The sequence below is a fragment of the Bradyrhizobium diversitatis genome (assembly GCF_016031635.1).
GTDB lineage: Bacteria > Pseudomonadota > Alphaproteobacteria > Rhizobiales > Xanthobacteraceae > Bradyrhizobium > Bradyrhizobium diversitatis.
On sequence record NZ_JACEGD010000016.1, the window covers coordinates 1 to 24,040 of the forward strand.

Genomic DNA, 24,040 nt, shown 5'->3' on the forward strand with positions numbered 1-24,040 from the left:
TGCTCCGGCGGCATGCGCCAGCGCATCGCGATCGCGATCGCATTGTCCTGCGAGCCCAAGCTCTTGATCGCGGACGAGCCGACCACCGCGCTCGACGTCACCATCCAGGCGCAAATCCTCGATCTGCTCGCGCGCGAGCAGCGTCGCCGTCACATGGCGATGATCATCATCACCCATGATCTCGGTGTCGTCGCCGGCCGTGCCGACGAGGTCGCGGTGATGTATGCGGGCAGGGTGGTCGAGCGCGCGCCGACCTCGGCGTTGTTCAAGCGCATGCACATGCCCTACACCGAGGCGCTGCTGGCGGCGATCCCGAAGCTTGATGCCGCGCCGCATACGCCGCTGCCTGCCATCTCCGGCCGCCCGCCCGATCCGACACGGCCGCTGCGTGGCTGCTCCTTCGCGCCGCGCTGCCGCTATGCCGCAGGACGCTGTCACGAGGCCAAGCCCGAGCTGAAGGACGCGGAGGCGCCTGGACATCTCTATGCCTGCTTCCATCCGATCCGGATGACGGAAGGGATCGGCGCATGATGCAGCTTGCCGTGCGCCCCGAGCCGCTTCTGAATGTCGACAAGCTCGTCGTCGAATATGGTCTCGGCAACAAGACGGTGCACGCCGTCTCCGGCGTCAGTTTTCAGGTCGCGCGCGGCGAGACGCTGGGGCTGGTCGGCGAATCCGGCTGCGGCAAGTCGACGCTCGGGCGCGCGGTGCTGCAATTGCGCCGCGCCAGATCCGGCCGTGTGCTGTTCGACGGCGAGGACCTCACGGCCATGGAGGGCGAGGCGCTGCGCAGGATGCGCCGCCGGGTGCAGCTCATCTTCCAGGATCCGATCGCCTCGCTCAATCCGCGCCGTCGCATCGGCGATATCGTTGCCGAGCCGCTGATCATCGCCGGCGTCAAGAATGCCGCCGAGCGCAAGCGGCGGGTTCAGGAGGTGCTCTCCGCGGTCGGGCTCGATCCCGATCTCGTGGCGGGCCGTCTACCGCACGAGTTCTCCGGCGGCCAGTGCCAGCGCATCTGCATCGCGCGAGCGCTGGTGCTCAACCCCGAGTTCATCGTCTGCGACGAGCCGGTGTCGGCGCTGGACGTTTCCATCCGCGCGCAGATCCTCAACCTGCTGGAGGAGATGAAGGCGCGCTTCGGTCTGACGCTGCTGTTCATCGCACATGACCTCGCGGTGGTCAAAGCGGTCAGCGATCGCGTCGCGGTCATGTATCTCGGCCGGCTCTGCGAGGTCGGGCCGTCGGAGCAATTGTTCGCAAGTCCCGCACATCCCTATACCGGGCTGCTGTTGCAGGCGATTCCGGTGCCCGATCCGGACGTTCGTCCCGCCGAGAGCGTAGCGACAGGCGAGCCGCCATCGCCGATTGCACCACCGTCCGGCTGCCGCTTCCGCACCCGCTGCCCGCGCGCCGATCAGCGATGCAGTGCGGAGATACCCGAGTTGCGCCAGATCGGACCCGGCCAGTTCGTGGCTTGCCATCATCCGCTGGCCTGAACTAAGACCGCTCGCGGGTTTGTCTCGTCTCGCCGGTCATGGCATGCTGCGCTGAGAACGAGAAGCATTCCGGGAGGACGCCAATGAAGAGTTTCAAGGTTGCCGATTTCAAGGCGCCGCTGCAGGAGGTCGATGAGGCGACTCCGCAGCCATCGGGCACGCAGGTGTTGATCAAGGTGAAGGCGGCCGGCGTCTGCCACAGTGATCTCCACATCTGGGAAGGCGGTTACGATCTCGGCCATGGCCGCAAGCCGTTGTCACTGAAGGACCGCGGCATCAACCTGCCGCTCACGATGGGCCACGAGACGGTCGGCGAGATTCTGGCTTTCGGCCCCGATGTGAAGCCGACCGATCAGGGCGATCTCAAGCTCGGCGACGTCGGCCTGGTCTATCCCTGGATCGGCTGCGGCAAGTGCCCCACATGCCTTGCCGGTGACGAGAACATGTGCCTGACGCCGCGCTCGCTCGGCGTCTATTGCGATGGCGGCTATTCCGACCACATGCTGGTGCCGCATCCGCGCTATCTTCTCAATCTGAAAGGGCTCGATCCCGCGACGACCGCGCCTTATGCCTGCTCGGGCGTCACCACCTACAGCGCGCTGAAGAAGGTCGAGCAGTATTTCGACACGCCGATCGTGATGTTCGGCGCCGGCGGCCTCGGCCTGATGGCGCTGTCGCTGCTCAAGGCCATGGGCGGCAAGGGTGCGATCATGGTCGATATTGACGCGAAGAAGCGCGAGGCGGCCGAGAAGGCCGGCGCGCTGGCGACCGTCGATCCCAAGGCGCCGGATGCGCTTGAGCAACTTGCGAAGAAGGCAGGCGGCCCGATCCGCGCCGTGATCGACCTCGTCGGCAATGCCGCGACGACGCAGCTCGGCTTCGACTGCCTGACCAAGGGCGGCAAGCTCGTCATCGTCGGCCTGTTCGGCGGTGGCGCGACCTGGGCACTGCCGCTGATACCGATCAAGGCGGTGACGATCCAGGGCAGCTATGTCGGCAATCTGCGCGAGACGCAGGAATTGCTCGAGCTGGTGCGAACGAAGAAGGTGCCGCCGATTCCGGTGACGCGGCAACCGCTCGCCAAGGCCAATGACGCGCTGCTGCAGCTGCAGCAGGGCGCGGTGGTCGGACGCACGGTGCTGACGCCGTAGTAACAACTCTCTCCTCCGTCATTGCGAGCGTAGCGAAGCAATCCAGAAGTTCCTCCGCGGACACAGTCTGGATTGCCTCGTCGCAAGAGCTCCTCGCAATGATGAGGCTAGACCTTCCTTCATACAGGAACCCCATGTCTGCAAACAACGCCTTCCACATTGCCGTGCTCGCCGGTGACGGCATCGGTCCCGAAGTCATGGCGCCGGCGCTCGAGGTGTTGCGCAAGGTCGGCGAAAAGTCAGGCCTGCGCTTCCGGTTCACCGAGGCGCCGGCCGGGGCCAACAATTATCTCGCCACCGGCAAGTCGATGCCGGACACCACGATCAAGCTCTGCGAGGAGGCGGACGCGATCCTGCTCGGGGCCTGCGGCCTGCCGTCGGTGCGCTACCCTGATAATACCGAGATCGCGCCGCAGATCGAGCTGCGCTTCATCTTCGATCTCTATGCCGGCGTGCGTCCGGCGCGGCTCATTCCGGGCGTGCCGAGCCCGATCGTCGGCGCCGACCGACGCGGCATCGATCTCGTCGTCATCAGGGAATCGACCGAAGGCCTGTTCGCCTCGATGGGCAAGGGCGTCGTCACCCATGAGGACGCGCGCGAGACCCTGGTGATCACCCGCAAGACATCCGAGCGCTTGTTCGAGTTCTCGTTCCGCCTGACCGAGCGGCGCAAGGCGCGGGGCAAGCCAGGAATGCTCACCTGCGTCGACAAGGCGAACGTGTTCAAGGCGTTTGCCTTCTTCCGCGGCATCTTCGACGAGATCGCCAGGAAGCATCCCGAGGTGAAGACCGACCGCCTCTATGTCGATGCCTGCTCGGCGATGCTGGTGAAGCGTCCCTGGGATTTCGACGTGATGGTGATGGAGAACATGTTCGGCGACATCGTCTCCGACATCACCGCCAGCCTGATCGGCGGACTCGGCATGGCGCCCTCGGCCGACATCGGCGACAAGTACGCGGTGTTCCAGCCATGCCACGGCACCGCGCCCGACATCATGGGGCAGGGCAAGGCCAATCCGACCGGCATGATCCTGTCTGCGGCGATGATGCTGGACTGGCTCGCCGACAAGCACGGCATCGAGAGCGCGGCCGAGGCGGGCGAGACCATCGAGCGTGCGGTGGACCAGATCTATGCCGGCGGTATCAAGCCGATGGAGTTCGGCGGCAGCAACGGCACGGCGGATATCACGAAGGCCGTGTTGGGGGCCCTGTAATGAAAGGAAAGGGGCCCGAGGGCCCCTTTGTCGTTCACCAGCGACGCCAGTGATGGTGATGACGCCAGCCCCACGGACGCGGGCCGTAGAAGCGCGGGCCGCCGTAATAGCCGTAGGCGCGATAATAGTTCGGGCGCCACCAGCAGCGGCCCCAGGGGTTACACACCCAACGCACCTGCTCGATGTCGGCGGACGGACCGATTGCAATCTTGTCGGCCTGCGGGATGCCGTTGGGCATTGCCGCGAGGGTCGGTCCCGAGGCGAGGGCCACACTGCCGACGGCAGCCAGACCAAGAACAGCAGATTTCAGTGTCATCGTAATCTCCCTCGTTGGTGGCGGGAGAACTTTCGCGACATCAAGTGGTTGCGGCTGTGTAAAGTTGCACGAGGAATTTAATCTACCTGAACGCCGGTTCAGCTTCAGCGCCCCCGGAACTTCGGCTTGCGCTTCTCCATGAAGGCCTGCCGGCCCTCGCGGAAATCCTCCGAGTCCATGCAGGCGTTGCCGATTGCCTTGATCGCCTCCATGTCGCGCGCGCTTTCGTCCTTCAGCACCTGCGCGATGGTGATCTTGGCGGCCTTGATCGCGAGCGGGGCGTTCTGCGCGATCGTCTCGGCGATCGTCATGGTCTCGCCCCAGAGCTCACCCGCCGGGAACAGGCGCTCGACGAGACCGATGCGCAGCGCCTCGGCGGAATCGATCCGCATGCCCGTGTACATCAGAAGCCGCGCCCAGGCCGGACCGGCCAGCGACACCAGATGCCGCAAGCCGTCATAGCCGTAGGCGATACCGAGCCTGGCTGCAGGAATGCCGAACTGGCTGCCGTGCGAGGCGAGGCGGATGTCGGCGAGCATCGCGACCTGCATGCCGCCGCCAAGGCAATAGCCGTCGATGCAGGCGATGGTCGGCTTCGGATAGTCGGCGAGCAGCGCGCGCTGGGCGGCGCTGCGCTTGGCGTACTCCTCCGACGCCGCTGCATTGTGCCGCGTCTTTTCGAACTGGCTGATGTCGGCGCCCGAGACGAACGCCTTGCCGCCGGCGCCGCGCAGGATCACGACGCGCACGGTGTCGTCGTCGCGCAAGGCCGCCAGCGCCTCGCCAAATCCCTCCCACATCTCCAGCGACATCGCATTGCGCTTGTCGGGATTGTTGAAGGTGACCACGCCGACACCATCGGCCGCGTGCTTGAGGATCTTGCCGCCGGCGTAAGGAGTTCCGGTCGTGCTGGAAATGTCGGGCATCGCGCGCTCGCTTGTCGGTGGCCGAGCGCAATGTGCGGCGTCGCCGCTGCCGCGGTCAACCGGCACAGGGGAGGAGAGCTTGCATCCGCCTGTGCTGCGATTGCATGGCGCGCGGAGTTCGGCAAATGGCGGCAAACCGCCAAGAAGAAAGGGCCACCAGGCCGCCCCGAGACAGGCCACCCGAAGACAGACCTCGCGCAAGCGCGCGGGCGCAGGCATATCCCGTCGGCTCTCGTTCAATCCGGCCGCGCCCCCGTGACGCGGCGGATTGAACATCGGCCGTAAAGGCCAGAGCGCCGACCGACCTCAGCTCTCGTTCGCCGCGATCGATTCCATCAGCGAGACGAGCTGACGCTGCACCGTCTGGTCCTTGATCTTGCTGTAGGCGCGCAGCAGGCGGAGGCTAAAGGCGCTGTCGAGGAAGAGCAGGCTCTCGACTTCGCGGGCCTTGTTGTCGCCGTCGTAGAAGAAGGTCACGGGCACATCGAGGGCGGAGGCGATCTGCTGAAGCCGAGCCGCGCCGACGCGATTGACGCCCTTCTCGTATTTCTGAACCTGCTGGAAGCTGACACCCAGCTTCTCGCCGAGCTCGGCCTGCGAGATCTTCATCTCGACGCGCCGCAGACGGATCCGCTTGCCAAGCTCAATGTCCGGCTTGCCGGCACTGCGCTGCTTCATTCTTTTGGCCGCTGCTTTCATATTCGTCTCACCTTTGTTCTTCGGTTGAAAATCCCCCGAAGAGCTGGGTCAGGGGTTCGCCCATATACGAGTCCTTGAATTCATGCGGGTGCACGAACTCTTCCTTAAACCACGGGAAGCGAGCCGGATTGAAAGCGTCGATCAGCCAGTCAATCATGTGCCGCACGCGGGGAATGCGGCCGCTACCGGGATGGTAGGACAGCCAGATATCCAGCGGTCGGTTCAGCTCGACCTCCAGTGGAATCAACTTCCCGCCAAGCGCAATGGCATAGCTCGGGAATACGCCTATGCCGGCGCCATTCGCGACCGCCCAGTAGTTGGCGCTCGAGACGTTGGTCTTCATGACCAGGAGGTCGCGTTCCGAAACGCCCGGGAAGAAGCTCTCGAATGTCTCCTTGGCGGCAAGCTGGTCGGCGAATTGCAGCACCAGGCGGTGCTTGATCAATTCCGCCGCCGAGCGCGGCGCGCCATGTCTTGCGATATATTTCTCCGAGGCCCAGAACATCAGATGCATGCGGCCGAGCCGCACCAGCTTGACGTCGAGCGCCGAGGGACGCGACAGATGGATGGCGACGTCGGCCTCATGGCGGGAGACGTCGGCCGAGCGCATCGCGCAATGCAGGTCGACCAGGATCTTCGGATAAGCTTGCTGGAATTCGACCAGCCGCGGGGCGAGCCAGAACGTCCCGAGGCCTTCGGTGACGGCGACGCGGACCTCGCCGGACAGGACGTTGGCGGTCGAATCGCTTGTTCGCAGCACGTCGAAGGCCGCGGCCTCCATGCGCTCGACGGCGGAGACCACCATCGCACCTTCGTCGGTCAGATGGGTGCCGTGGACGTCGCGGGTGAACAGGGTGGTGCCGGTCTGACGCTCGAAATCATCGATCCGGCGGCGGACGGCGTTGATCGACAGCGACAGGCGTTCGGCCGCCGAGCGGAAACTTCCGCATCGGACGACTTCCAGGAAAATGCGGGCCGCATCCCAATCGGAGAGGCCGCTGATAATTGTCTTTGGGCGTTCTTCCAGCGGAACGCCCCTTTCCGCCAAGGAGTGCATACAATTTCCTTCAGGTAGCTAAACTGGCAGAATCTGACGCAAACCACAACCACGGCGGGTTGGGGAATGACGAGTTTTGAACGTCATCCTTATCAACTTGTGGGCGGTATTGGGGTGCTGTCTTGGGGTGGGATTGGGCAGGCTATCGCCCGTTGAGGGGAATGTGGCGTGAGTTCCGTTGCGAGCCGTGAAATGGCTGCGGGATGGCCGGCGCTGTCCGTGATGGAAATTCATGCGCGAAGGCAAATGCCGTCTCACGCGATGGATCGATCGCACCGCGCAAGACGTTCGCTCCTGGACCAGTTCGGCGATCGCCAATGCTGCTGCGGGGCGAGTGCGGCCGGAACCGCGGTCCCACGGCAGAAACACACTGAAATCAGGTTCGGAGGCGCAGTAGCCTCGTGCTATCTTTGGTCGTCCATGCGGGCCAAAGGGGGCGCCACAAATACGTCTCGCAGGCCGAATTAACGGAAAGAGCGCAAGTGTCGCATTCAGACGAACAGTTGCAGTCGGTGCTGGGAACGCTCGAGGAGTGCCGCAGGGCTCTCAACGAGTGCAACAACCGTGAGTCGGCCGAGATGCTGTCCATTGTCATCCTTGACGTGCGGATGAAGCTGAAAGGAATTGACAGTGCCGATCTCAAGGCGCTGTGCGACGAAATGCTGCGGAGCGCTGCGAGCGAGCCGCCGACCCCTTCCAAGCAGACGCAGGACCAGCCCCGGCGTCCGCTGCTCCGCGTGGTGAAGTAGCCGCGCCGCCGAATCTCGCTTTTTGGCGAGGTTTGTGCGCGTCCCGATGCCGCATCTGTGATCACGGATGGCATCGGGAGGAGCCCTGGTTTTCGTGCGCCTCTGTTGCGCATTCTCAGCCATCGGCTACACCAGAGCCGGTTCGGCTCCGGCCGGGCGCATTCCCTTGCGCGCCGTTCCGGTGCCTGAGATGGCTTCGACTGCATCATGCAAAATGTTTCGATCCCGGCGGCGCTGATTGCCGGCCTCGTCAGCTTCCTCTCGCCCTGCGTCCTGCCTCTGGTTCCGCCCTATCTGGTCTACCTGACGGGCGCCACGATCGAGCATGTTGAGAGCGACGAGCCGGCCGCGGCCTCCAAGCGCGCGATCATGATGTCGGCGCTTCTGTTCGTGCTCGGCTTTTCCACGGTGTTCGTGGCGCTCGGCGCCAGCGCTTCGCTGGTCGGCGGGCTGATCCGAGCCTGGTCGGCGGAGCTGTCGATTCTCGCCGGCATCGTCATCATCATTATGGGCCTGCACTTCCTCGGCCTGACGCGCATCGGCCTCTTGATGCGCGAGGGACGGCTGCCGATCCCCAAACCGGTCGGCCTCTGGGGCGCCTATATCATGGGTCTCGCTTTCGCCTTCGGCTGGACGCCCTGTATCGGCCCGATCCTCGCCGCGATCCTCTCGATCGCCGCGGCCGAAGCCACGGTGACGAAGGGCGCCGGCCTGCTCGCGGTCTATTCCGCGGGCCTCGGCATTCCCTTCCTGATCGCCGCGCTGATGATCGAACAGTTCTCCGCGCTGTTCGCACGCATGAAGGGCCATCTCGTCAATGTCGAGCGCGCCATGGGCGTCTTGATGGTGATCACCGGCATCGGCTTTCTCACCGGCGCGGTCTCGAATGTGAGCATCTGGCTGCTCGAGACGTTCCCGGCACTGCAGACGATCGGTTAGGACGCGGAGACCGGGTTTTCACGGACAAGAAAGTAGAGGAACCGTTGAAATCCGTCAGGCATGCTGTCGCGGAACGACGATGCCAAACCTTTCCAGTCCCGAGGCGTTGCATCGGGGGACACTCGCATGGTGGAGATCACGTGAACAAGACACTGCGCATAGAACCCTTGTCGGACAACGCTGCTTTGGTTGCCTGGCAGTTTTTGGGACAGCCGTTGCAGGAGTGGCCGAGCTGGGTTCAGTCGAATTGCTCGCTGCAGAAGGATGCCGATGGAAAATTCGAGCTTCGGCACGAGCGGCGCAGCGGCACCCAGATCGTCTATCTCGGCGAGTGGCTGGTGAGAGATCTCGATGGCGGCGTGGACTTCTACACGGACGCCGAGATCTGGTCGCGGTTCGCAGCCAAACGCTGACGCGCAAAGGAGATTGAGCGGGCGCGTCGATCGCGCCTTAGTCTTTCCCGCTCGAGCTCAAGACGATCAAAAGCCTGTGTCGTTGGTGGGGCAAAAAGCCTCGTCGGTGGGACTCACTGACAGAATGCAATCTGTAGTAATATTTCGTTGTACTACACCCTGAGGGGCAATTCTTCTGAACATATACTGAAACGAGAATTTTAGACCAAGCGACATCTTCGGCGCCCCTCTCCCTTAAGCATTCTGAAGCAGGAGCAAGCGATGGGAACCGACGTGAATGTTCATCCCGGTCATGGCAAGGCCGGACGTCAGCCGACGCGACAATTTCTGGATACGCTTTCCGGACACGACGATCCGGGCATGTTTGGCCGGATGTTTCCGACCCTGGAGCCGCTGGCTGTCGACGACGGTCCGCTGCATGAGCTCGCCGACGCGATGAAGGATCCCGCCCCCGGCGACGCCGCGGGAAACAATCTCAACGTCCCGGCGGGATTCACCTATCTCGGCCAATTCGTCGATCATGACATCACGCTCGATCTGACCTCCTTCGGCGAGAAGGAAGCCGATCCGACGGCGGTCACGAATTTTCGCACGCCCGCACTCGATCTCGACAGCATCTACGGTCTCGGTCCCGACGGAAGCCGTCATCTGTACGCGCGCAATTCGGCGAGCGACAGCGGCAAGACACCGGGTCCCAAGCTGCTGATAGGCAAGACCGTCAACGTCGACGCCATCACCGGCAATCATCGCAACGACCTGCCGCGCAATCCGGAGGGGTTTGCGCTGATCGGCGATCACCGCAACGACGAGAACCTTCTCGTCGCGCAAACCCATCTTGCGATGCTGAAGTTTCACAACAAGGTCTGCGATCAGCTCGCGGCGTCCGGCAAGCCGGCGGGCGAGATCTTCGAGGAAGCGCGCCGCATCGTGACCTGGCACTACCAATGGATGGTCCTGCACGATTTCGTGGAGCGGATCACCGAGAAGGGCATCGTCGCAAAGATCCTCGAGCAGGGTCGGCGCTTCTATCGCTTCAAGAAGATTCCCTACATGCCTGTCGAGTTTTCAGGGGCGGTCTATCGTCTCGGTCATAGCATGGTTCGCCAGGTCTATAGCCACAACAGGATCTTCACGCCCGGCCCGGGCGGTATTCCTGCAACTCTCGATTTGCTGTTCAGGTTCACCGGTCTTTCGGGAGGAATCATCGGAGACCTCGCACCCAATCCGATTCAGCCGCCGCTCCCACTTCCGGTGCTTTCAAGCAACTGGATCATCGACTGGCGGCGCTACTTCCAAGTGCTGCCGAACAATCCTGCGGGCGTGACGCTCAATCCGTCGCGCAAGATCGATCCTTTCATCGTGCCGCAACTCCACACACTGCCCGGTGACGGCGGCAGCCTGCCGTTCCGCAATCTCAAGCGCGGCGTGTTGCTGGGATTGCCGTCGGGGCAGGACGTCGCCAAGGCCATGAAGATCAAGAATCCACTGTCTCCGGAAGAGATCTCCAAGGGGAGCGACGGTGCCGTGGCGAAGAAGCATGGCCTGCACCAGCACACCCCGCTCTGGTACTACATCCTCAAGGAGGCGGAGCAGCGGGGAGGCGGTGAACGGCTCGGGCCGGTCGGCGCGACGCTGCTCGCCGAGGTCTTCATCGGCCTCGTCCACGGCGATCACCAGTCGTACCTGTGGCTCAAGGGCAAGACCTGGAAGCCGACGCTTCCATCGCAAGTGCCGGGCGAATTCACGATGGCCGACCTGCTGCGCTTCGTCGGCGATATCAGCCCGATCGACGGCATTACGACGGTCTAGATCTCCCGCCCGGCGATCGCCGGGCGCATCGATGCAGTCGGGCCTGGAACGTTTCCGTCCTTGCTGGCGATGGCCCAGACCGGCGCGCATGGCGCGCCGGTCTGGGCGTGCAGGACGCTCGTGTTGCGCTTGCGCCCTGGATCAGGGCGCCTCGTCCAGCGTGCAGATCACGGTGCAGACCACGCCGCGCGGCAGGAAGTCGACGGTTGCCTCACCGTCGAGCTGGTCGCGCGCGCTGCGCTCGATCAGGCGCGAGCCGAAGCCGCGTTGCACCGGCGCCGTCACCGGCGGCCCGCCGGTCTCGGTCCATATCAGCCGCAGTCGCGGCTTCGGCGCATCAGCGATGACCTCCCAGTCCAGCGTCACCCGGCCGGTCTCGTTGGACAGCGCGCCGTATTTCGCGGCGTTGGTGGCGATCTCGTGCACGATCATCGACAGCACCACGGCGAGCCGCGGCGACAGCGGCACGGCCGGGCCGGCCATGCGGATGCGGTCGTGATTGCTCATCCGGAACGGCTGGAGCGCGCGGGTGATCACGTCCCGGAGTTCCGAGCCCGCCCATTTCTCCTGGCTCAGGAGATTATGCGCCTCGGCCAGCGCGCCGAGCCGTCCCTCGAACTTGGTCCGCTCGTCCCGACTTGCGCTGCGGAAGGTCTGCACCGCGATCGCCTGCATCAGGGCCAGCGTGTTCTTGACGCGATGGTTGAGCTCCTCGATCAGGAGATCGTGCAGCATCTCGCCGCGTGCGATCGTGGTCGCCATCCTGACTGCAAAGGTGAGGCCGACCAGCAGCAGGATGCCGCCGATCAGGCCGGTGATCGCGATGTCGCGCCAGAGCGGCGCGATCAGCGAGCTCTCGCTGACGCCGGCCACGACCGTCCAGCCGGTCAGCTGCGATCTGGTGAAGGCGGAGGAGAGCGCGACGCCGTCGAGCGAAACGGTCGAAAGCGCGGCCTCCGGTGTGTGGGACATCGCATCGTAGAGTGCGCCGGAAGCCTGCTTGCCGAACGTCTCGGCAGGGTTGGGTGTACGCGCGAACACGCGAGCCTTGGTATCCAGCAGCGACACCGTCCATTGATCGTTTGGCCGCTGCTGCTCGACCAGTTTCTGGAATATCGCGATCGGCGGACTGAAGGAGAGCGCATAGGCCACTTCGCCATTGCGAAGCACGGGAACTTCCACGGTCACGATCGGCCGTTTCTCGGTCGAACCGACGAACAGGTCAGAATATTGCGGCGCCTTGCTTGCAAACACCCGCTCGACGATCTCTCGATTGTTGCGCGGCGGCAGGCTCGCTGCTTCCGTCGTCACGGTCGAAAACAGCTGCCGGCCGGATCTGTCGGCCAGCAGCAGGACGCTGTCTCCGCCATACTGGCTCGTGAATTCGACCGCCAGCCGGCGGAAGCCGTCGAAATCGCCGCTTTGCAGGGAATCGCCGAGCGCGAGCACCTGCAAGCCGCCCGTCATCCGCTGCACCTCGGAGTCGAGCACGAGGCGCATGCTTCGCACGGTCTCCAGCACCCGGCGCGTTGCCTCGCTGCGATCCTGGCGATAGTTGGAATAGGCGAGGCCGACGGCAAAGACGATCAGCGGCAACATCGTTCCCGCGACCAGGAGGGCGAGCCGGACCGGCAGGGTAAGCTTTGACAAGCGTGGGCGTCCCGGTTCCAGCGCAGCGGCGCCGGATCATGATTTTGGGAGAACCATAAGGGCAGTACTTGCCCGGTGCCACGATTTTCACGGCCGGAGCGATCCCGCGAAAGACGCTGCGACGCAGTCTGGAGTGGCGTCAGATCATCGCGATCGCGGCAGTGCAGCAGGCGGCACCGGCGGAGCTCTGCGACGAAGAGGACGTCCAGCCCAAGCGAAATGACTTCCGTCCCGCCGTAGTTTTTCATACGCTCCATGAATGCAAGCCGCATAGCGGCTGCGCTCACGCCCCGGCGACAGGGGCGGAGCCTCAAAGGGAGGGGAGACGGATGAAGCGAAGGTCATTTCTCGCTGGTATCGGTGCGACCACTGCGGCGGCTGCGCTCGGCATGCCGTCGATCCTCAGGGCGCAAGCCCCGATTACGCTGAACGGCGCGGTCCAGTTCAATGACGACCATGCCTTCAACCGGGCGCTGATCCGGTTCGAGGAGCTGGTGAAGAAGTACTACGGCAAGCCGGTCAACTTCACCCTGCACAAGAACTCCTCGCTCGGCCTCGAGAAGCAGTATTTCGAGTACATGTCGCAGGGCAAGGCTGTCGATTACGGCATCGTTTCCCCGGCTCACATGTCGACCTTCGCCAAGGCGGCCCCGTTCATCGACGCGCCCTTCGTGTTCAAGGGCATCGATCACATGAACAAGGTCGTCGAAGCCAACATCCTGGCGCCGATCGCCGACGAGGTCGCCGCCAAGGCCGAGGTCGTTCTGATCGGTTATGCCGGCGGCGGCATCCGCAACATCTTCGCCAACAAGCCGCTCAAGAATCTTGCCGACCTCAAGGGGCTCAAGGTCCGAGTGCAGGGCGCGCCGATCTGGTCGAAGACCTTTGCGGCCGTCGGCATGAGCCCGACCGTGATCGCCTACAACGAAATCTACAACGCGATCCAGAACGGGGTGATCTCGGCCGGCGAGAACGAGGCGGCCGGCGTCGAGGCGATGAAGTTCTATGAAGTGGCCCCGCATCTCAACCTGACCCAGCACGCCGTGTCGATCCGGCCGATCTGCTTCTCGGTGAAGACGCTGAAGACCTTGCCGAAGGATCTGCAGGACGCGATCATGAAGGCCGGCAAGGAGGCCGGCGACTACGGCCGCCAGCTCGAATCGAGCGAAGAGGTCGTCAAGCTCGACACGCTCGAGAAGGCCGGCAAGCTCAAGCGCGTTCCCTTCGAGGAGCGCGACGCCATGAAGAAGCTCGCCGATCCCGTGATGGCCACCTACGCCAAGGAAATCGGCGCCGAGGGCATTTTCGAGAAGATCAACGTCGTCTGAGGTCGATTGATCCGCCGTCGGCATTCCGGGCAGGCCCCGCTTCCTGCCCGGACATGGCGGATGAGTCGCCGCACGGAGCTCCAATGTCCGAAATGCACGTCCCGTCCACACCGTCGCTGTGGCGCCGCATCACGGCGGCCTATGCGAAATTGCTGGAAATCCTGCTGGCCGCCTGCGTCGGCATCCTCGTTGTTCCGGTCACGCTCCAAATCATCTCACGCTACACGCCGTTCATTCCGTCCTACATCTGGACCGAGGAAATGGCGCGCTTCCTGTTCATCTGGACGATCATGATCGGGGCCATGGTCGGTGTGAGGGAAGCGCAGCATTTCGAGGTGGATGTGTGGCCCGACCTGTCGCGGCGGTCGGAGGCCGCGGTGCGGATCCTCGCGCGACTCGGCGTGCTGGCGCTGGCGCTGGTGTTCGTCACCGCCGGCATCGAGTTCACCCGTTTTGCCTGGAACAGAACGTCGGAATTGGCCGATCTGCCGCTCTGGCTGATCCACGTCGCCTGGCCGGTGGCCGGTCTTACGTGGATCGTCTTTGCGGGTGAACAGATCATCGATGAAATACGCGTTCTGGTCGGGGCACAGAGATGAGCGGCACCGTACTTTCTGCCGGACAGGCTGCGATGGTGCTGTTCGGGGCCTTCATCGGCCTGCTCATCGCACGCGTGCCGGTTGCCTTCGCGCTCGGCCTTGCCTGCGTGCCGATCCTGCTGATCGAGCCGCGCCTGTCGCTGATGATGCTCGCGCAGGAGACCTTCAATGCGTACAATTCATTCATCCTGCTCGCGGTGCCGTTCTTCCTGCTGACGGCGAACCTGATGAGCATCGGCGGCATCACCGATCGCCTCGTGACGCTGTCGCGCTCGATGGTCGGGCACTGGCCGGGATCCCTGGCGCAGATCAACGTCGTGCTGTCGGTGTTCTTTGCCGGCATCTCGGGCTCCTCCACCGCCGATGCGGCGAGCCAGTCCAAGATCTTCATCGATGCGCAGAACAAGGAGGGCTATGACCTTTCGTTCTCCATCGCCATCACCGCGGTGTCGGCGGTGCTTGCAGTCATCATTCCGCCGTCGATCCTGATGATCGTGTGGGGCGGGCTGATCTCGACCTCGATTGCGGCGATGTATCTGGCCGGCATCGTGCCGGGCCTGCTGATCGCGGGCGCGCAGATGGTGACGGTGCACATCTATGCCGTGCGCCGGGGCTACCCCACCTACCCGAAATCGACCTGGGTCGAGATGGGATACGCCATCTGGCGGTCGATACCGGCGCTGACGACGCCGTTCATCGTCGTCGGCGGCATTCTGCTCGGCTGGTTCACCGCGACGGAGTCCGCCTGCGTCGCGGTGCTCTATTCCGTGGCGCTCTCGACGTTCTTCTACCGCGAGACGGGCCTGCGCGAATTGTACAAGGCCTTGCTCGACACCGGGCGCCTTGCCGGCGTGGCGCTGTTCTGTGTCGGCACCGCAAGTGCATTCGGCTGGCTGCTCGCCTACTACAAGATCCCGCAAGAGCTGCTGGCCAACGTCTCGACCTGGGGCATGGGCGCTGTTGCGGCCGGTTTCTTCATCTCGTTCTGCTTTCTGGTCGTGGGCTGCTTCCTCGACGCCATCCCGGCGATCATCATCGTCGGCACCGTGCTGGAGCCGCTCGCCAAGTCGGTCGATCTCCATCCGGTCCAGTTCGCGATCATTTCCATCGTATCGCTGGCCTTCGGACTGGTGACGCCACCCTACGGCCTGTGTCTGATGATCGCCTGCTCGATCGCCGGCGTGCGGCTGCGCTATGCCCTGAAGGACACGGTGATCATGCTGATCCCGATGCTGCTGGTGCTGGCGGCCGTCATCGTCTGGCCCAGCGTATCGTTGTTCCTGCCGCGTCTGATCGTGCCGGAGATGCTTAAATGAGATGCGATCCCGCGGACGACGGCCGCGGGATCGGCCGCGATTGGTTACAGATTGCTCTCGGTGATGGCCGCGTAGACCATGCTGCGCAGCTCGCGGCGGATCGGATAGGCGCTCGACGGCAGCACCTGCGTCATGAAGATCGTGATCAGCTCCTCGGCCGGATCGATCCAGAACGAGGTCGTGGCCGCGCCGCCCCAATTGTACTCGCCGGGGCTGCCGGCGATCAGCGTCTCCGCCGGGCGCATGGTGACGGCGAAGCCGAGGCCGAAGCCGATGCCGTTATAGGTGGCTTCGGAGAACAGCGAGCGCGACACCTCGGGCAGCGCGCGTCCGCCCGGGATGTGGTTCGTCGTCATCAGCGCCAGCGTCTTCGGCCCGATCAGCCTGACACCGCCGAGCTCACCACCATTGAGCAGGGCGCGGCAGAAGGTGAGATAGTCGGCGACCGTCGAGCACAATCCGCCGCCGCCGGAGATGAAGGAGGGCGGTGACAGGAACGAGCTCGTCGTCGGATCGTCCTGCAGCGTGATGCCCTCGCGGCGCTGGCCCGCATGGAAGGTCATGCCGCCGCCGGGATCGGCGGAATAGCAGGCGGCGAAGCGATGCGCCTTCGACGCCGGCACGTGGAAATCGGTGTCGGACATGCCGAGCGGATCGAGAATCCGCAGCTTGAGAAACTGCTCGAAAGGCATCCCCGAGATCTTGCCGACGAGGTAGCCGATCACGTCGGTTGAGACGGAGTAGTTCCAGGATTCGCCCGGCGAGAATTCCAGCGGGATCTTTGCCAATCCCTCGATCATGGTCTGGAGCGTGCCTGACTTCTCGACCTCACCGATCTTCTCGCTGCGATAGGCGGCATCGACATTGGAGCGCTGCTGGAAGCCGTAGGTGAGGCCGGAGGTGTGGCGCAGCAGGTCGACGATCAGCATCGGCCGGGACGGCGGCCGGGTCAGGAAGGCCGGGTAGGTGCCGGCGACGAAGACGCCGAGATCCTTCCATTCCGGAATGTATTTGGCAACGGGCTCGTCGATCGCGACGAGGCCTTCCTCGACCAGCATCATGAAGGCGACGCTGGTGAGCGGCTTGGTCATGGAATAGATGCGGTAGATGGTGTCGTCCTTCACCGGCGCCTTGCGCTCGACATCGGCGAAGCCCTGCACCGAGCTGTGGGCGACCTTGCCGCGGCGATAGACGAGAAGCTGTGTCCCCGGGAAACGGCCGGCATCGATGTACCGGTTCTTCAGATGGGCATCGACGCGGTCAAGCGCGGCCTTGGACATGCCGACGGATTCGGGCGAGGCGGGGGTGGGGGCGAGCATCAGTTCCTCCGGGGCGTTTTGTCGGAAAGTTGATACCGAAATGGCGGCCCCATTCCAAGTCGGTTGCGCTTAACGCGGCTGGGGCGACTGGTGTAGGCTCGGCGGCGGAACGCCTCCAGGGAGCCCGGCCGGGCCAACGAGAAAAACGCGAGGGCAACGCATCATGACGCAGTTCAACGAGACCGAACTCACCGAAGCCGTCGTTCGGAGCTTCGACCAGACGCCTGATACACGGGCAAAATTCCTGCTGCAGGAATTGGTGAAGTCGCTGCACGATTACGTGAGCAAGACCGGCCTGACCTTCGAGGAATGGGAATACGCCATCGATTTCCTGACCCGGACCGGGCAGAAATGCACCGACACGCGCCAGGAGTTCATCCTGTTGTCCGACGTGCTCGGCGTCTCCATGCTGGTCGACGCCGTCAACCACCGCGACCGCGAGAGCGCGACCCAAACGACAGTGCTCGGTCCGTTCTATGTCGGCGAGCACAAGGTGACCGCGCACGGCACTGACATCTCGCCGAACAATCAGACGGGCGAACGGATGTTCGTGCGGAGCCGCGTCACCGATCTCAAGGGCAAGCCGCTCGCGAACGTTCCCGTCGACGTCTGGCATGCCGACGATGACGGCTTCTACGACTCCCAAAAACCGAACTATGACGAGATCGGCGCCTCGGCGCGGGCGCGTTTCATCACCGATGACGACGGCCGCTTCTTCTTCCGCACTATCCTGCCGTGCAGCTACCCGATCCCGACCGACGGGCCGGTCGGCGAGATGATCGTGCAGACGGGTCGCCACCCGATGCGCCCGGCGCATGTGCACTTCCTGGTCAATGCGAAGGGCTACGAGCCGTTGATCACCCACGTCTTCATCGGGGGCGACAAATACCTGGACTCGGACGTGGTGTTCGGCGTCAAGGACGAACTCATCGCCAAGGTCGAGCCGCGCAACGATCCTGAGATGCCCGACGGCAGCAAGGCAAACGGGCCGTGGCACCTGATGACCTACGAATTCTACCTCAAGCCCGGCGGCGGCATGGCGCCGAAGCCGCTGGGGGTGAAGGCGGCGGAGCCGGCGTGAGGGCTCCCCGCCGGCGGTGCGTGACAGCAAGCTGGCGGCCAAGAGCGGCAATCGCCGCTCGCGTGAACCGGCGCGGAGTGCTTAGTCGACCCGTGCCGGAATATCCACGGCCTTCTCTCGTCTCGGGGCATCCGAGGTCCGTTGGTCGGCGCTCCACCTGCGGCCCCATCCGATGAGCGGCGCCTCAATGATGATGTGCAAGACCCAGGCGAGGCCGATGGAGAGCACAATGCTGGCGACGATTGTCGCGGCCGTCGATAACAGCCACACCTCGGTAAAGTTGATCATCCATCGTATCACCAGGTAATGGACGATATACAGCGAGTACGAAATCTTGCCGAACCATTGCAGGATCGGCGAAAAGGACCGCCCTTCGATCTCGGCAGACACCACGGCATGGATGAGCAATCCCGCAGCGAGGCCGTAGGTTGGCACGCGCGCGAATTGCGGGTCGGCCGATCCGGACACGAATATCCAGTACCAGCCGACGGCGAACAGGCCGGCTGAAGTTGCCAGAACATGGCGCGAAAAGTGCAATCGACCGTTCCTGTGGAGATAGGCAATGCCGACGCCGGCGCCGAATTCCAGGACCAGCGGATGGGAATAGATGCCAAGCTGCAGGCGGAGTACGAGGGCAATAACGACCATGCCGAGCCCTGCGAACAGCAGTTCGAACAACCGGTTCGGCGCGATGGCGAGGATGGCCGCAACTGCGGCATAGAAGTGCAATTCGAAAGCAATCGACCAGGCCGGGCCAAGGTACCAGTTCGGATATGTCCACGCGAAGATGAGGCCAAGGTCGAGCGGCGGACGTTTCTCCGGCGACAGATCGATCCAGGACGAACTGGCGAACGCCGCCAGCAACACAAGCCAGTAGACCGGATAAATTCGAACCGCTCGTCTGAAGATGAAGCTCAACGGGTCGCGGTGCGCCGTCGCCGTGGTTGCTATGATGAAGCCGGAAATGACAAAGAAGATGTCGACGCCGCTTGCAAGAATGGTGAGGACGCCTTCGGCAACGGCCGGGCCGACCATGTCGGGTCGCGCGCTGACCGCGTGTCCGCAGACCACCGACAGCGCAGCAACGCCGCGCATTGCCTCTACACCCGCGAAGATGCGCAAAACGCCCCTGCACAGTCAATTACAAGTTGAAATCTATCTGCACGCAAGGATACTAATAAATGGTTGCGTGGGGCCGAGAAACTCTACGCTAGGATGTATTAAGTGGGCTGGGGCGGGACGGCATCTTGCCAGGACCGCTCGGAGGCAGGGAGCGACTGTGCGCCGACCAGCCCCAGATTCCGTTTGGCCGCCAGACGCTCACGTCTGCGCCTCATGAGCGCACACTCTAGCGCGCGTGCAGCATAGCCAGCAGCACGATGACCGCGCAGGCGAGCGCCGCCGACGTCACCTTCCAGAACATCAGCGGGTTGCGCTCGAGGAGCGGCGTCATTCGCGTGTCGAGATAGGCCGGGTTGGGCGTGCGAAGCTCGTGGACGAATTCGGACAGGTCCTCGTGTCGTTTGTAGGGATCGGGATGGAGCGCGCGCCTGAGCGCGCCATCGACCCAGGCCGGCACATTGCGGTCATCGTCGGCCGGGCGATACTGGAGCCTGCGCACGTCCGCCTTGCGCCGGATCCTGGCGACCTGTGTGCCGTAGGGCAGCTTTCCCGTCAGCATCTGGTAGCAGATCACGGCCAGCGAAAACATGTCGGAGCGCGGCGAGCCGCCTTGCCCGAGAAGATACTCCGGCGCCGTGTACTGCATCGTTCCCAGGATTTCGTTGGCCTCGTCCGGCGGCGCGGCCTCCGCGACGCCGGCCACCCTGACCGATCCGAAGTCGATGATCTTGGCGGTGCCGGTCTTGTCGACCAGGATGTTGTCGGGCCTGAGGTCCTGATGCAGCATCTCCATGCGGTGGAAGGCGCGCAGGCCCGCCGCGATCTGCTCGACCAGCCCGCGGACGGTTTCGAGATCGGGGCGCGGATTGTCGATCATCCACTGCTTCAGGGTCTGTCCCTCGACGAATTCAGTCGCGACGTAGAGGTAGCTGCGCCGCCTCGACTGTGACCGCGGCTTCAGCACGTGCGGGCTGTCGATGCGGCGCGCGATCCACTCCTCCATTAGGAAGCGCTTCAGGTACGCGGCATTGTCGCGCAGGTCGACCGACGGCAGCTTGAGCGCGACCGGCTCCCCGGTCTCCACATCGACGGCAAGATAGATGTGGCTGCGGCTGCTGCCGTGAATCTCGCGGACGATCCGGTAGCCGTCGAAGATCGCGCGGGGTTCCGGCAGCGAAGGCAGCGGCAATTGTGCGGTCTGATTGAAGATGCCGGCCGGCTCGCGCTGCGGCACCGCATCGATGCGCAGGATCTGGACGGTGATGTTGTCGTCGCTGCCGCGCCGGTAGGCTTCCTCGACGATGGCCTTCGCCGCCGCGTCGAGATCGCCCGCATGCTCGTTCAGCGCGCTCGTGACGAAGCGTGCGTCGACGAATTCGTAAGCGCCGTCGGTTGCCAGCAGAAAGGTGTCGCCGGCCTCGACCTCGAACGCCTGATAGTCGATCTCGAGCTGCGGATTGATGCCGAGCGCGCGGCCGAGATAGGTCTGCTCGGACGACACGATGATGCGGTGATCGTCGGTCAGCTGCTCGAGCGCCTTTCCGGCGACGCGGTAGACCCGGCAATCGCCGACATGGAAGATGTGCGCGGTGGTCGCTTTGATGACCATGGCGCTCAGGGTGCAGACATATCCCTTGTCGCGGTCATAGGCGTATTGGCTCTTGCGCGTCTGCGCGTGCAGCCAGGAATTGGTCGCGTCCAGCACGCGGCGGGCGGAGGTCTTCACCGTCCAGGATTCCGACGTGCAGTAATAGTCCATCAGGAAACTCTTGACCGCCGACTCGCTGGCGATCTGGCTCACCGCGCTGGAGGAGATGCCGTCGGCGAGAACCGCCGCGATGCCCTTCAGGCTGAGCAGCGGCTCCTCCGGAATCAGGACGCCGTGAAAGTCCTGGTTGACGGGCTTGCGACCCTTGTCGGAATGCTGGCCGACGGAGATCTGGAGTCCGCGGGTCATCGTCATAACCTGCAAAGCGGAGCCTCACCCTGATCGGGCGAGGCTCCCCTGTCGAGATGGGTTCGATCAGGCCGCAACGCGGGGCTTCGCAGCCTTGGCGGCCTGGCGCTTCGGCAGGGTCATGACGTGCGTGGCATAGAGGGTCATGCCGGTGAAGGCGAGGCCGCCGACGAGGTTGCCGAGCACGGTCGGGATCTCGTTCCAGATCAGATAGTCCATGATCGAGAACTTCGCGCCGAGCAGCAGCCCGGACGGGAACAGGAACATGTTCACGACGGAATGCTCGAACACCATGTAGAAGAACACCAGGATCGGCATCCACATCGCGATGACCTTGCCGGGGACCGAGGTCGAGATCATGGCGCCGACGACGCCGGTCGAGACCATCCAGTTGCAGAGCATGCCGCGCATGAACAGCGTCGCCATGCCGGCCGCCCCGTGCGCGGCGTAGCCCAGCGTGCGCCCTTCGCCGATATTGCCGATGGCGGCGCCGACCTTGTCGGGCCCCTGGGTGAAGCCGAACGTCGTGACGAAAGCCATCATGAAGGCCACCGTGAAGGCGCCGGCGAAGTTGCCGACGAACACGAGACCCCAATTGCGCAGCACGCCACTGAGCGTGACGCCCGGACGCTTGTCGATCAGGGCGAGCGGGGAAAGCACGAAGACGCCGGTGAGGAGATCGAAACCCAGCAGATAGAGCATGACGAAGCCGACCGGAAACAGCAGCGCGCCGATCAGCGGTTGGCCCGTGTTGACGTTGATCGTCACGGCGAACCAGGCCGCCAGCGCCAGGATGGCGCCCGCCATATAGGCTCGGATGATAGTATCCCGGGTGGACATGAAGATCTTGGACTCGCCCGCATCCACCATCTTGGTGACGAATTCCGAAGGCGCGAGATACGACATCAATGGTTCCTTTGCTTCGTAAGGGAGATCGACACGCTCCGGAGAGCGCGGCTGGACGTGATCGGCCGTGCGGGCTGGCCCGCCGCGCACGAGGGCTATGGAAAATCTGGAAGCTTTGGGAATCGCGTCACGAGGACTTTGAGCCGGGAGGGCCGCGAAGCAGTTGAGCTTCCGGGATGCGGCCGCCAGAGGCTGCATCAATGCGGCAAGCCGCAGTCTTCGTTGACGGCGAAAGAAAAGCAAGTTGCGTGCCGGCGCGTAGGGTTAAAAATACCGAGTAATATCAGTGTGATGCCGCTCTGCCCGATCTGATTCTGACGTCGCCTCGGCCTTTTCCTTAAGCTGTTGCACAAGCTTTGTGCGCCGCACAAGCAATGTGCAGGTCGCAAATTTCGCATGCGGAACTGACCTGCGACAGTCTGACGCGACCGCTATAATGCATTGATTTCTTTGTTCTTTTCATAGCGCCGGGCTTGGCATGAAGCTTGAATAGTTCCAGCCGACGCCATTGAAGCCGTCCCGCGAGAATTCTCATCCGATTTGCTGACGCCACCAGACGGGGGTCATCCCCGTCGCGTTTGCATGCGCCAAATTCGGCGCCACCGGACGGACGGGCTGCTCGCGCACACAGCCGCAAATCATTCCGCAAAGACGCAAAGGACGACACAGCCTATGACCAAGCGCATTCGCCGGCCCTTCAAGACTGGCATCAACCGCCGTCAATTGTTGAAAGCCACCGGCGCGACCGCCGCACTTCTCGCTGCCGCAAAACTGAATTTCCCCGCCGGCGCCTTCGCGCAGGACGCAGGCCCCGAGGTCAAGGGCGCCAAGCTCGGCTTCATCGCGCTGACGGACGCCACGCCACTATTCGTCGCCAAGGAAAAGGGCTTCTTTGCCAAATATGGCATGCCCGATGTCGAGGTGCAGAAGCAGGCTTCCTGGGGCACCACGCGCGACAACCTCGTGCTGGGCTCGGAAGGCAATGGCATCGACGGCGCGCACATCCTCACCCCGATGCCGTATCTGATCTCGGCCGGCAAGGTGACGCAGAACAACCAGCCGACGCCGATGTACATCCTGGCGCGCCTCAACCTGAACGGTCAGTGCATCTCAGTCGCCAAGGAATATGCCGATCTCAAGATCGGCGTGGATACCGCGCCCTTCAAGCCGGCACTCGAGAAGAAGAAGGCGTCAGGCAAGGCGGTGAAGGCGGCGATGACCTTTCCCGGCGGCACACATGACCTTTGGATTCGCTATTGGCTCGCCGCTGGCGGCATCGATCCGGACAAGGATATCGAAACCATCGTGGTTCCGCCGGCACAGATGGTGGCCAATATGAAAGTTGGCACCATGGACTGCTTCTGTGTCTGCGAGCCGTGGAATCTGCAGCTCATCCACCAGAACATCGGCTACACCGCGATCACCACCGGTGAGCTCTGGGACAAGCATCCCGAAAAGTCGTTCGGCTTGCGCGCGGCCTGGGTCGACAAATGTCCGAAGGCAGCGAAGGCGCTGCTGATGGCAGTGATGGAAGCGCAGCAATGGGCCGAGAAGATGGAAAATCGCGAGGAAGCCGCGGTGATCTGCGCCAAGCGCCAATGGATCAACTGCCCGGTAGAAGACATTACCGATCGCATGAAGGGCAAGTTCGACTACGGTACCGGCCGAGTGGTCGACAACTCGCCGCAGCAGATGCGCTTCTGGAAGGATCATGCCTCCTATCCGTTCCAGAGCCACGATCTCTGGTTCATGACCGAGGACATCCGCTGGGGCAAATACGAAGCCGGCTTCGACACCAAGGCGCTGATCGCCAAGGTCAACCGCGAGGACCTCTGGAAGGACGCGGCCAAGACTCTCGGAGTCGCGGCCTCGGACATCCCGACCTCCACCTCGCGCGGTAAGGAGACCTTCTTCGACGGCAAGGTGTTCGATCCGGAAAATCCGGCCGCCTATCTGAAGTCGCTCGCGATCAAGCGCGTCGAAGTCTGAT

Annotated in this window: 22 protein-coding genes; 13 read left to right on the top strand and 9 right to left on the bottom strand. The window is 63.5% G+C overall.

Features of this window, described 5'->3' with window-relative positions; genetic code table 11:
- From H1B27_RS18410 to H1B27_RS18425, 4 genes are all read left to right on the top strand, one after another.
- Positions 1–531 (top strand): oligopeptide/dipeptide ABC transporter ATP-binding protein (locus tag H1B27_RS18410; RefSeq protein ID WP_197967015.1); only part of this gene is annotated, 531 nt, incomplete at its 5' end.
- Complete coding sequence (locus H1B27_RS18415) at positions 528–1,499, top strand: ABC transporter ATP-binding protein (protein WP_197967016.1); 972 nt, start codon at positions 528–530, stop codon at positions 1,497–1,499. The genes H1B27_RS18410 and H1B27_RS18415, both read left to right, overlap by 4 nt.
- Before the next feature lie 83 nt (positions 1,500–1,582).
- Entirely contained in the window at positions 1,583–2,650 is a 1,068-nt protein-coding gene (locus H1B27_RS18420) for an alcohol dehydrogenase (protein WP_197967017.1), read from the top strand.
- Between the two features lie 134 nt (positions 2,651–2,784).
- Positions 2,785–3,864 (top strand): isocitrate/isopropylmalate dehydrogenase family protein, encoded by a 1,080-nt coding sequence (locus tag H1B27_RS18425; RefSeq protein WP_197967018.1) that lies wholly within the window; start codon positions 2,785–2,787, stop codon positions 3,862–3,864.
- A gap of 34 nt (positions 3,865–3,898) precedes the next feature.
- Here the strand turns inward: H1B27_RS18425 and H1B27_RS18430 are convergent, their stop codons facing one another.
- The 4 genes from H1B27_RS18430 to H1B27_RS18445 form a co-directional block, all read right to left on the bottom strand.
- Positions 3,899–4,180, bottom strand: a complete 282-nt coding sequence (locus tag H1B27_RS18430) for a hypothetical protein (protein ID WP_197967019.1) — start codon at positions 4,178–4,180, stop codon at positions 3,899–3,901.
- Between the two features lie 104 nt (positions 4,181–4,284).
- On the bottom strand, positions 4,285–5,106 hold the full coding sequence (locus H1B27_RS18435) for an enoyl-CoA hydratase (protein WP_197967020.1): 822 nt from the start codon (positions 5,104–5,106) through the stop codon (positions 4,285–4,287).
- A 306-nt stretch (positions 5,107–5,412) separates the two neighbouring features.
- Positions 5,413–5,784 (bottom strand): helix-turn-helix domain-containing protein, encoded by a 372-nt coding sequence (locus tag H1B27_RS18440; protein ID WP_020608151.1) that lies wholly within the window; start codon positions 5,782–5,784, stop codon positions 5,413–5,415.
- 28 nt (positions 5,785–5,812) lie between these two features.
- Positions 5,813–6,862 carry a LysR family transcriptional regulator gene (locus tag H1B27_RS18445; RefSeq protein ID WP_061878251.1) on the bottom strand — a complete coding sequence of 350 codons (1,050 nt, stop codon included), beginning with the start codon at positions 6,860–6,862 and terminating at the stop codon, positions 5,813–5,815.
- A 401-nt stretch (positions 6,863–7,263) separates the two neighbouring features.
- On the opposite strand from H1B27_RS18445, the gene H1B27_RS18450 reads away from it, so the two are divergent.
- The 4 genes from H1B27_RS18450 to H1B27_RS18465 all read left to right on the top strand — a co-directional run bounded on the left by H1B27_RS18450 (position 7,264) and on the right by H1B27_RS18465 (position 10,772).
- Positions 7,264–7,611: a hypothetical protein gene (locus H1B27_RS18450; protein ID WP_311976959.1), complete on the top strand. Its 348-nt coding sequence runs from the start codon at positions 7,264–7,266 to the stop codon at positions 7,609–7,611.
- 207 nt (positions 7,612–7,818) lie between these two features.
- Positions 7,819–8,550 carry a cytochrome c biogenesis CcdA family protein gene (locus H1B27_RS18455; protein ID WP_061878249.1) on the top strand — a complete coding sequence of 244 codons (732 nt, stop codon included), beginning with the start codon at positions 7,819–7,821 and terminating at the stop codon, positions 8,548–8,550.
- Positions 8,551–8,690: 140 nt separating this feature from the next.
- Complete coding sequence (locus H1B27_RS18460; RefSeq protein WP_131866859.1) at positions 8,691–8,963, top strand: hypothetical protein; 273 nt, start codon at positions 8,691–8,693, stop codon at positions 8,961–8,963.
- A gap of 261 nt (positions 8,964–9,224) precedes the next feature.
- Positions 9,225–10,772 (top strand): peroxidase family protein, encoded by a 1,548-nt coding sequence (locus tag H1B27_RS18465; protein WP_197967021.1) that lies wholly within the window; start codon positions 9,225–9,227, stop codon positions 10,770–10,772.
- A gap of 141 nt (positions 10,773–10,913) precedes the next feature.
- Here H1B27_RS18465 and H1B27_RS18470 read toward each other — a convergent pair whose 3' ends face one another.
- The gene (locus H1B27_RS18470) at positions 10,914–12,371 is read right to left on the bottom strand and encodes a sensor histidine kinase (RefSeq protein ID WP_061878246.1); all 1,458 of its coding nucleotides are present in this window, start codon (positions 12,369–12,371) and stop codon (positions 10,914–10,916) included.
- A 380-nt stretch (positions 12,372–12,751) separates the two neighbouring features.
- On the opposite strand from H1B27_RS18470, the gene H1B27_RS18475 reads away from it, so the two are divergent.
- From H1B27_RS18475 to H1B27_RS18485, 3 genes are all read left to right on the top strand, one after another.
- Positions 12,752–13,750, top strand: a complete 999-nt coding sequence (locus H1B27_RS18475) for a TRAP transporter substrate-binding protein (RefSeq protein ID WP_197967022.1) — start codon at positions 12,752–12,754, stop codon at positions 13,748–13,750.
- 83 nt (positions 13,751–13,833) lie between these two features.
- A complete protein-coding gene (locus H1B27_RS18480) occupies positions 13,834–14,349 on the top strand; it encodes a TRAP transporter small permease (RefSeq protein WP_197967023.1) in 516 nt (171 codons plus the stop codon).
- Positions 14,346–15,665 (top strand): TRAP transporter large permease, encoded by a 1,320-nt coding sequence (locus H1B27_RS18485; protein ID WP_197967024.1) that lies wholly within the window; start codon positions 14,346–14,348, stop codon positions 15,663–15,665. Before H1B27_RS18480 ends, H1B27_RS18485 begins: the two co-directional genes overlap by 4 nt.
- A 44-nt stretch (positions 15,666–15,709) precedes the next feature.
- Here the strand turns inward: H1B27_RS18485 and H1B27_RS18490 are convergent, their stop codons facing one another.
- Positions 15,710–16,984, bottom strand: coding sequence for a serine hydrolase domain-containing protein (locus H1B27_RS18490; RefSeq protein WP_197967025.1), 1,275 nt, complete (start codon positions 16,982–16,984; stop codon positions 15,710–15,712).
- A gap of 163 nt (positions 16,985–17,147) precedes the next feature.
- On the opposite strand from H1B27_RS18490, the gene H1B27_RS18495 reads away from it, so the two are divergent.
- Positions 17,148–18,065, top strand: a complete 918-nt coding sequence (locus H1B27_RS18495) for an intradiol ring-cleavage dioxygenase (RefSeq protein WP_197967026.1) — start codon at positions 17,148–17,150, stop codon at positions 18,063–18,065.
- An 81-nt stretch (positions 18,066–18,146) separates the two neighbouring features.
- Here the strand turns inward: H1B27_RS18495 and H1B27_RS18500 are convergent, their stop codons facing one another.
- The 3 genes from H1B27_RS18500 to H1B27_RS18510 all read right to left on the bottom strand — a co-directional run bounded on the left by H1B27_RS18500 (position 18,147) and on the right by H1B27_RS18510 (position 22,050).
- Entirely contained in the window at positions 18,147–19,187 is a 1,041-nt protein-coding gene (locus tag H1B27_RS18500) for an acyltransferase family protein (protein WP_283817008.1), read from the bottom strand.
- A gap of 226 nt (positions 19,188–19,413) precedes the next feature.
- Positions 19,414–21,150, bottom strand: coding sequence for a bifunctional protein-serine/threonine kinase/phosphatase (locus H1B27_RS18505; protein WP_197967028.1), 1,737 nt, complete (start codon positions 21,148–21,150; stop codon positions 19,414–19,416).
- Positions 21,151–21,210: 60 nt separating this feature from the next.
- A complete protein-coding gene (locus H1B27_RS18510) occupies positions 21,211–22,050 on the bottom strand; it encodes a formate/nitrite transporter family protein (protein ID WP_197967029.1) in 840 nt (279 codons plus the stop codon).
- 672 nt (positions 22,051–22,722) lie between these two features.
- Here H1B27_RS18510 and H1B27_RS18515 point away from each other — a divergent pair.
- Entirely contained in the window at positions 22,723–24,039 is a 1,317-nt protein-coding gene (locus H1B27_RS18515) for a CmpA/NrtA family ABC transporter substrate-binding protein (protein ID WP_197967030.1), read from the top strand.
- The last annotated feature ends 1 nt before the right edge of the window (position 24,040 follow it).

Bases quoted from the DNA above. Each gene is read 5' to 3' on its own strand.
- H1B27_RS18440 (WP_020608151.1), bottom strand. From the start codon at position 5,784: ATGAAGCAGCGCAGTGCCGGCAAGCCGGACATTGAGCTTGGCAAGCGG.
- H1B27_RS18415 (WP_197967016.1), top strand. From the start codon at position 528: ATGATGCAGCTTGCCGTGCGCCCCGAGCCGCTTCTGAATGTCGACAAG.
- H1B27_RS18425 (WP_197967018.1), top strand. From the start codon at position 2,785: ATGTCTGCAAACAACGCCTTCCACATTGCCGTGCTCGCCGGTGACGGC.
- H1B27_RS18435 (WP_197967020.1), bottom strand. From the start codon at position 5,106: ATGCCCGACATTTCCAGCACGACCGGAACTCCTTACGCCGGCGGCAAG.
- H1B27_RS18505 (WP_197967028.1), bottom strand. From the start codon at position 21,150: ATGACGATGACCCGCGGACTCCAGATCTCCGTCGGCCAGCATTCCGAC.
- H1B27_RS18475 (WP_197967022.1), top strand. From the start codon at position 12,752: ATGAAGCGAAGGTCATTTCTCGCTGGTATCGGTGCGACCACTGCGGCG.
- H1B27_RS18495 (WP_197967026.1), top strand. From the start codon at position 17,148: ATGACGCAGTTCAACGAGACCGAACTCACCGAAGCCGTCGTTCGGAGC.
- H1B27_RS18445 (WP_061878251.1), bottom strand. From the start codon at position 6,862: ATGCACTCCTTGGCGGAAAGGGGCGTTCCGCTGGAAGAACGCCCAAAG.
- H1B27_RS18420 (WP_197967017.1), top strand. From the start codon at position 1,583: ATGAAGAGTTTCAAGGTTGCCGATTTCAAGGCGCCGCTGCAGGAGGTC.
- H1B27_RS18480 (WP_197967023.1), top strand. From the start codon at position 13,834: ATGTCCGAAATGCACGTCCCGTCCACACCGTCGCTGTGGCGCCGCATC.
- H1B27_RS18430 (WP_197967019.1), bottom strand. From the start codon at position 4,180: ATGACACTGAAATCTGCTGTTCTTGGTCTGGCTGCCGTCGGCAGTGTG.
- H1B27_RS18515 (WP_197967030.1), top strand. From the start codon at position 22,723: ATGACCAAGCGCATTCGCCGGCCCTTCAAGACTGGCATCAACCGCCGT.
- H1B27_RS18455 (WP_061878249.1), top strand. From the start codon at position 7,819: ATGCAAAATGTTTCGATCCCGGCGGCGCTGATTGCCGGCCTCGTCAGC.
- H1B27_RS18470 (WP_061878246.1), bottom strand. From the start codon at position 12,371: ATGTTGCCGCTGATCGTCTTTGCCGTCGGCCTCGCCTATTCCAACTAT.
- H1B27_RS18485 (WP_197967024.1), top strand. From the start codon at position 14,346: ATGAGCGGCACCGTACTTTCTGCCGGACAGGCTGCGATGGTGCTGTTC.
- H1B27_RS18510 (WP_197967029.1), bottom strand. From the start codon at position 22,050: ATGTCGTATCTCGCGCCTTCGGAATTCGTCACCAAGATGGTGGATGCG.
- H1B27_RS18465 (WP_197967021.1), top strand. From the start codon at position 9,225: ATGGGAACCGACGTGAATGTTCATCCCGGTCATGGCAAGGCCGGACGT.
- H1B27_RS18490 (WP_197967025.1), bottom strand. From the start codon at position 16,984: ATGCTCGCCCCCACCCCCGCCTCGCCCGAATCCGTCGGCATGTCCAAG.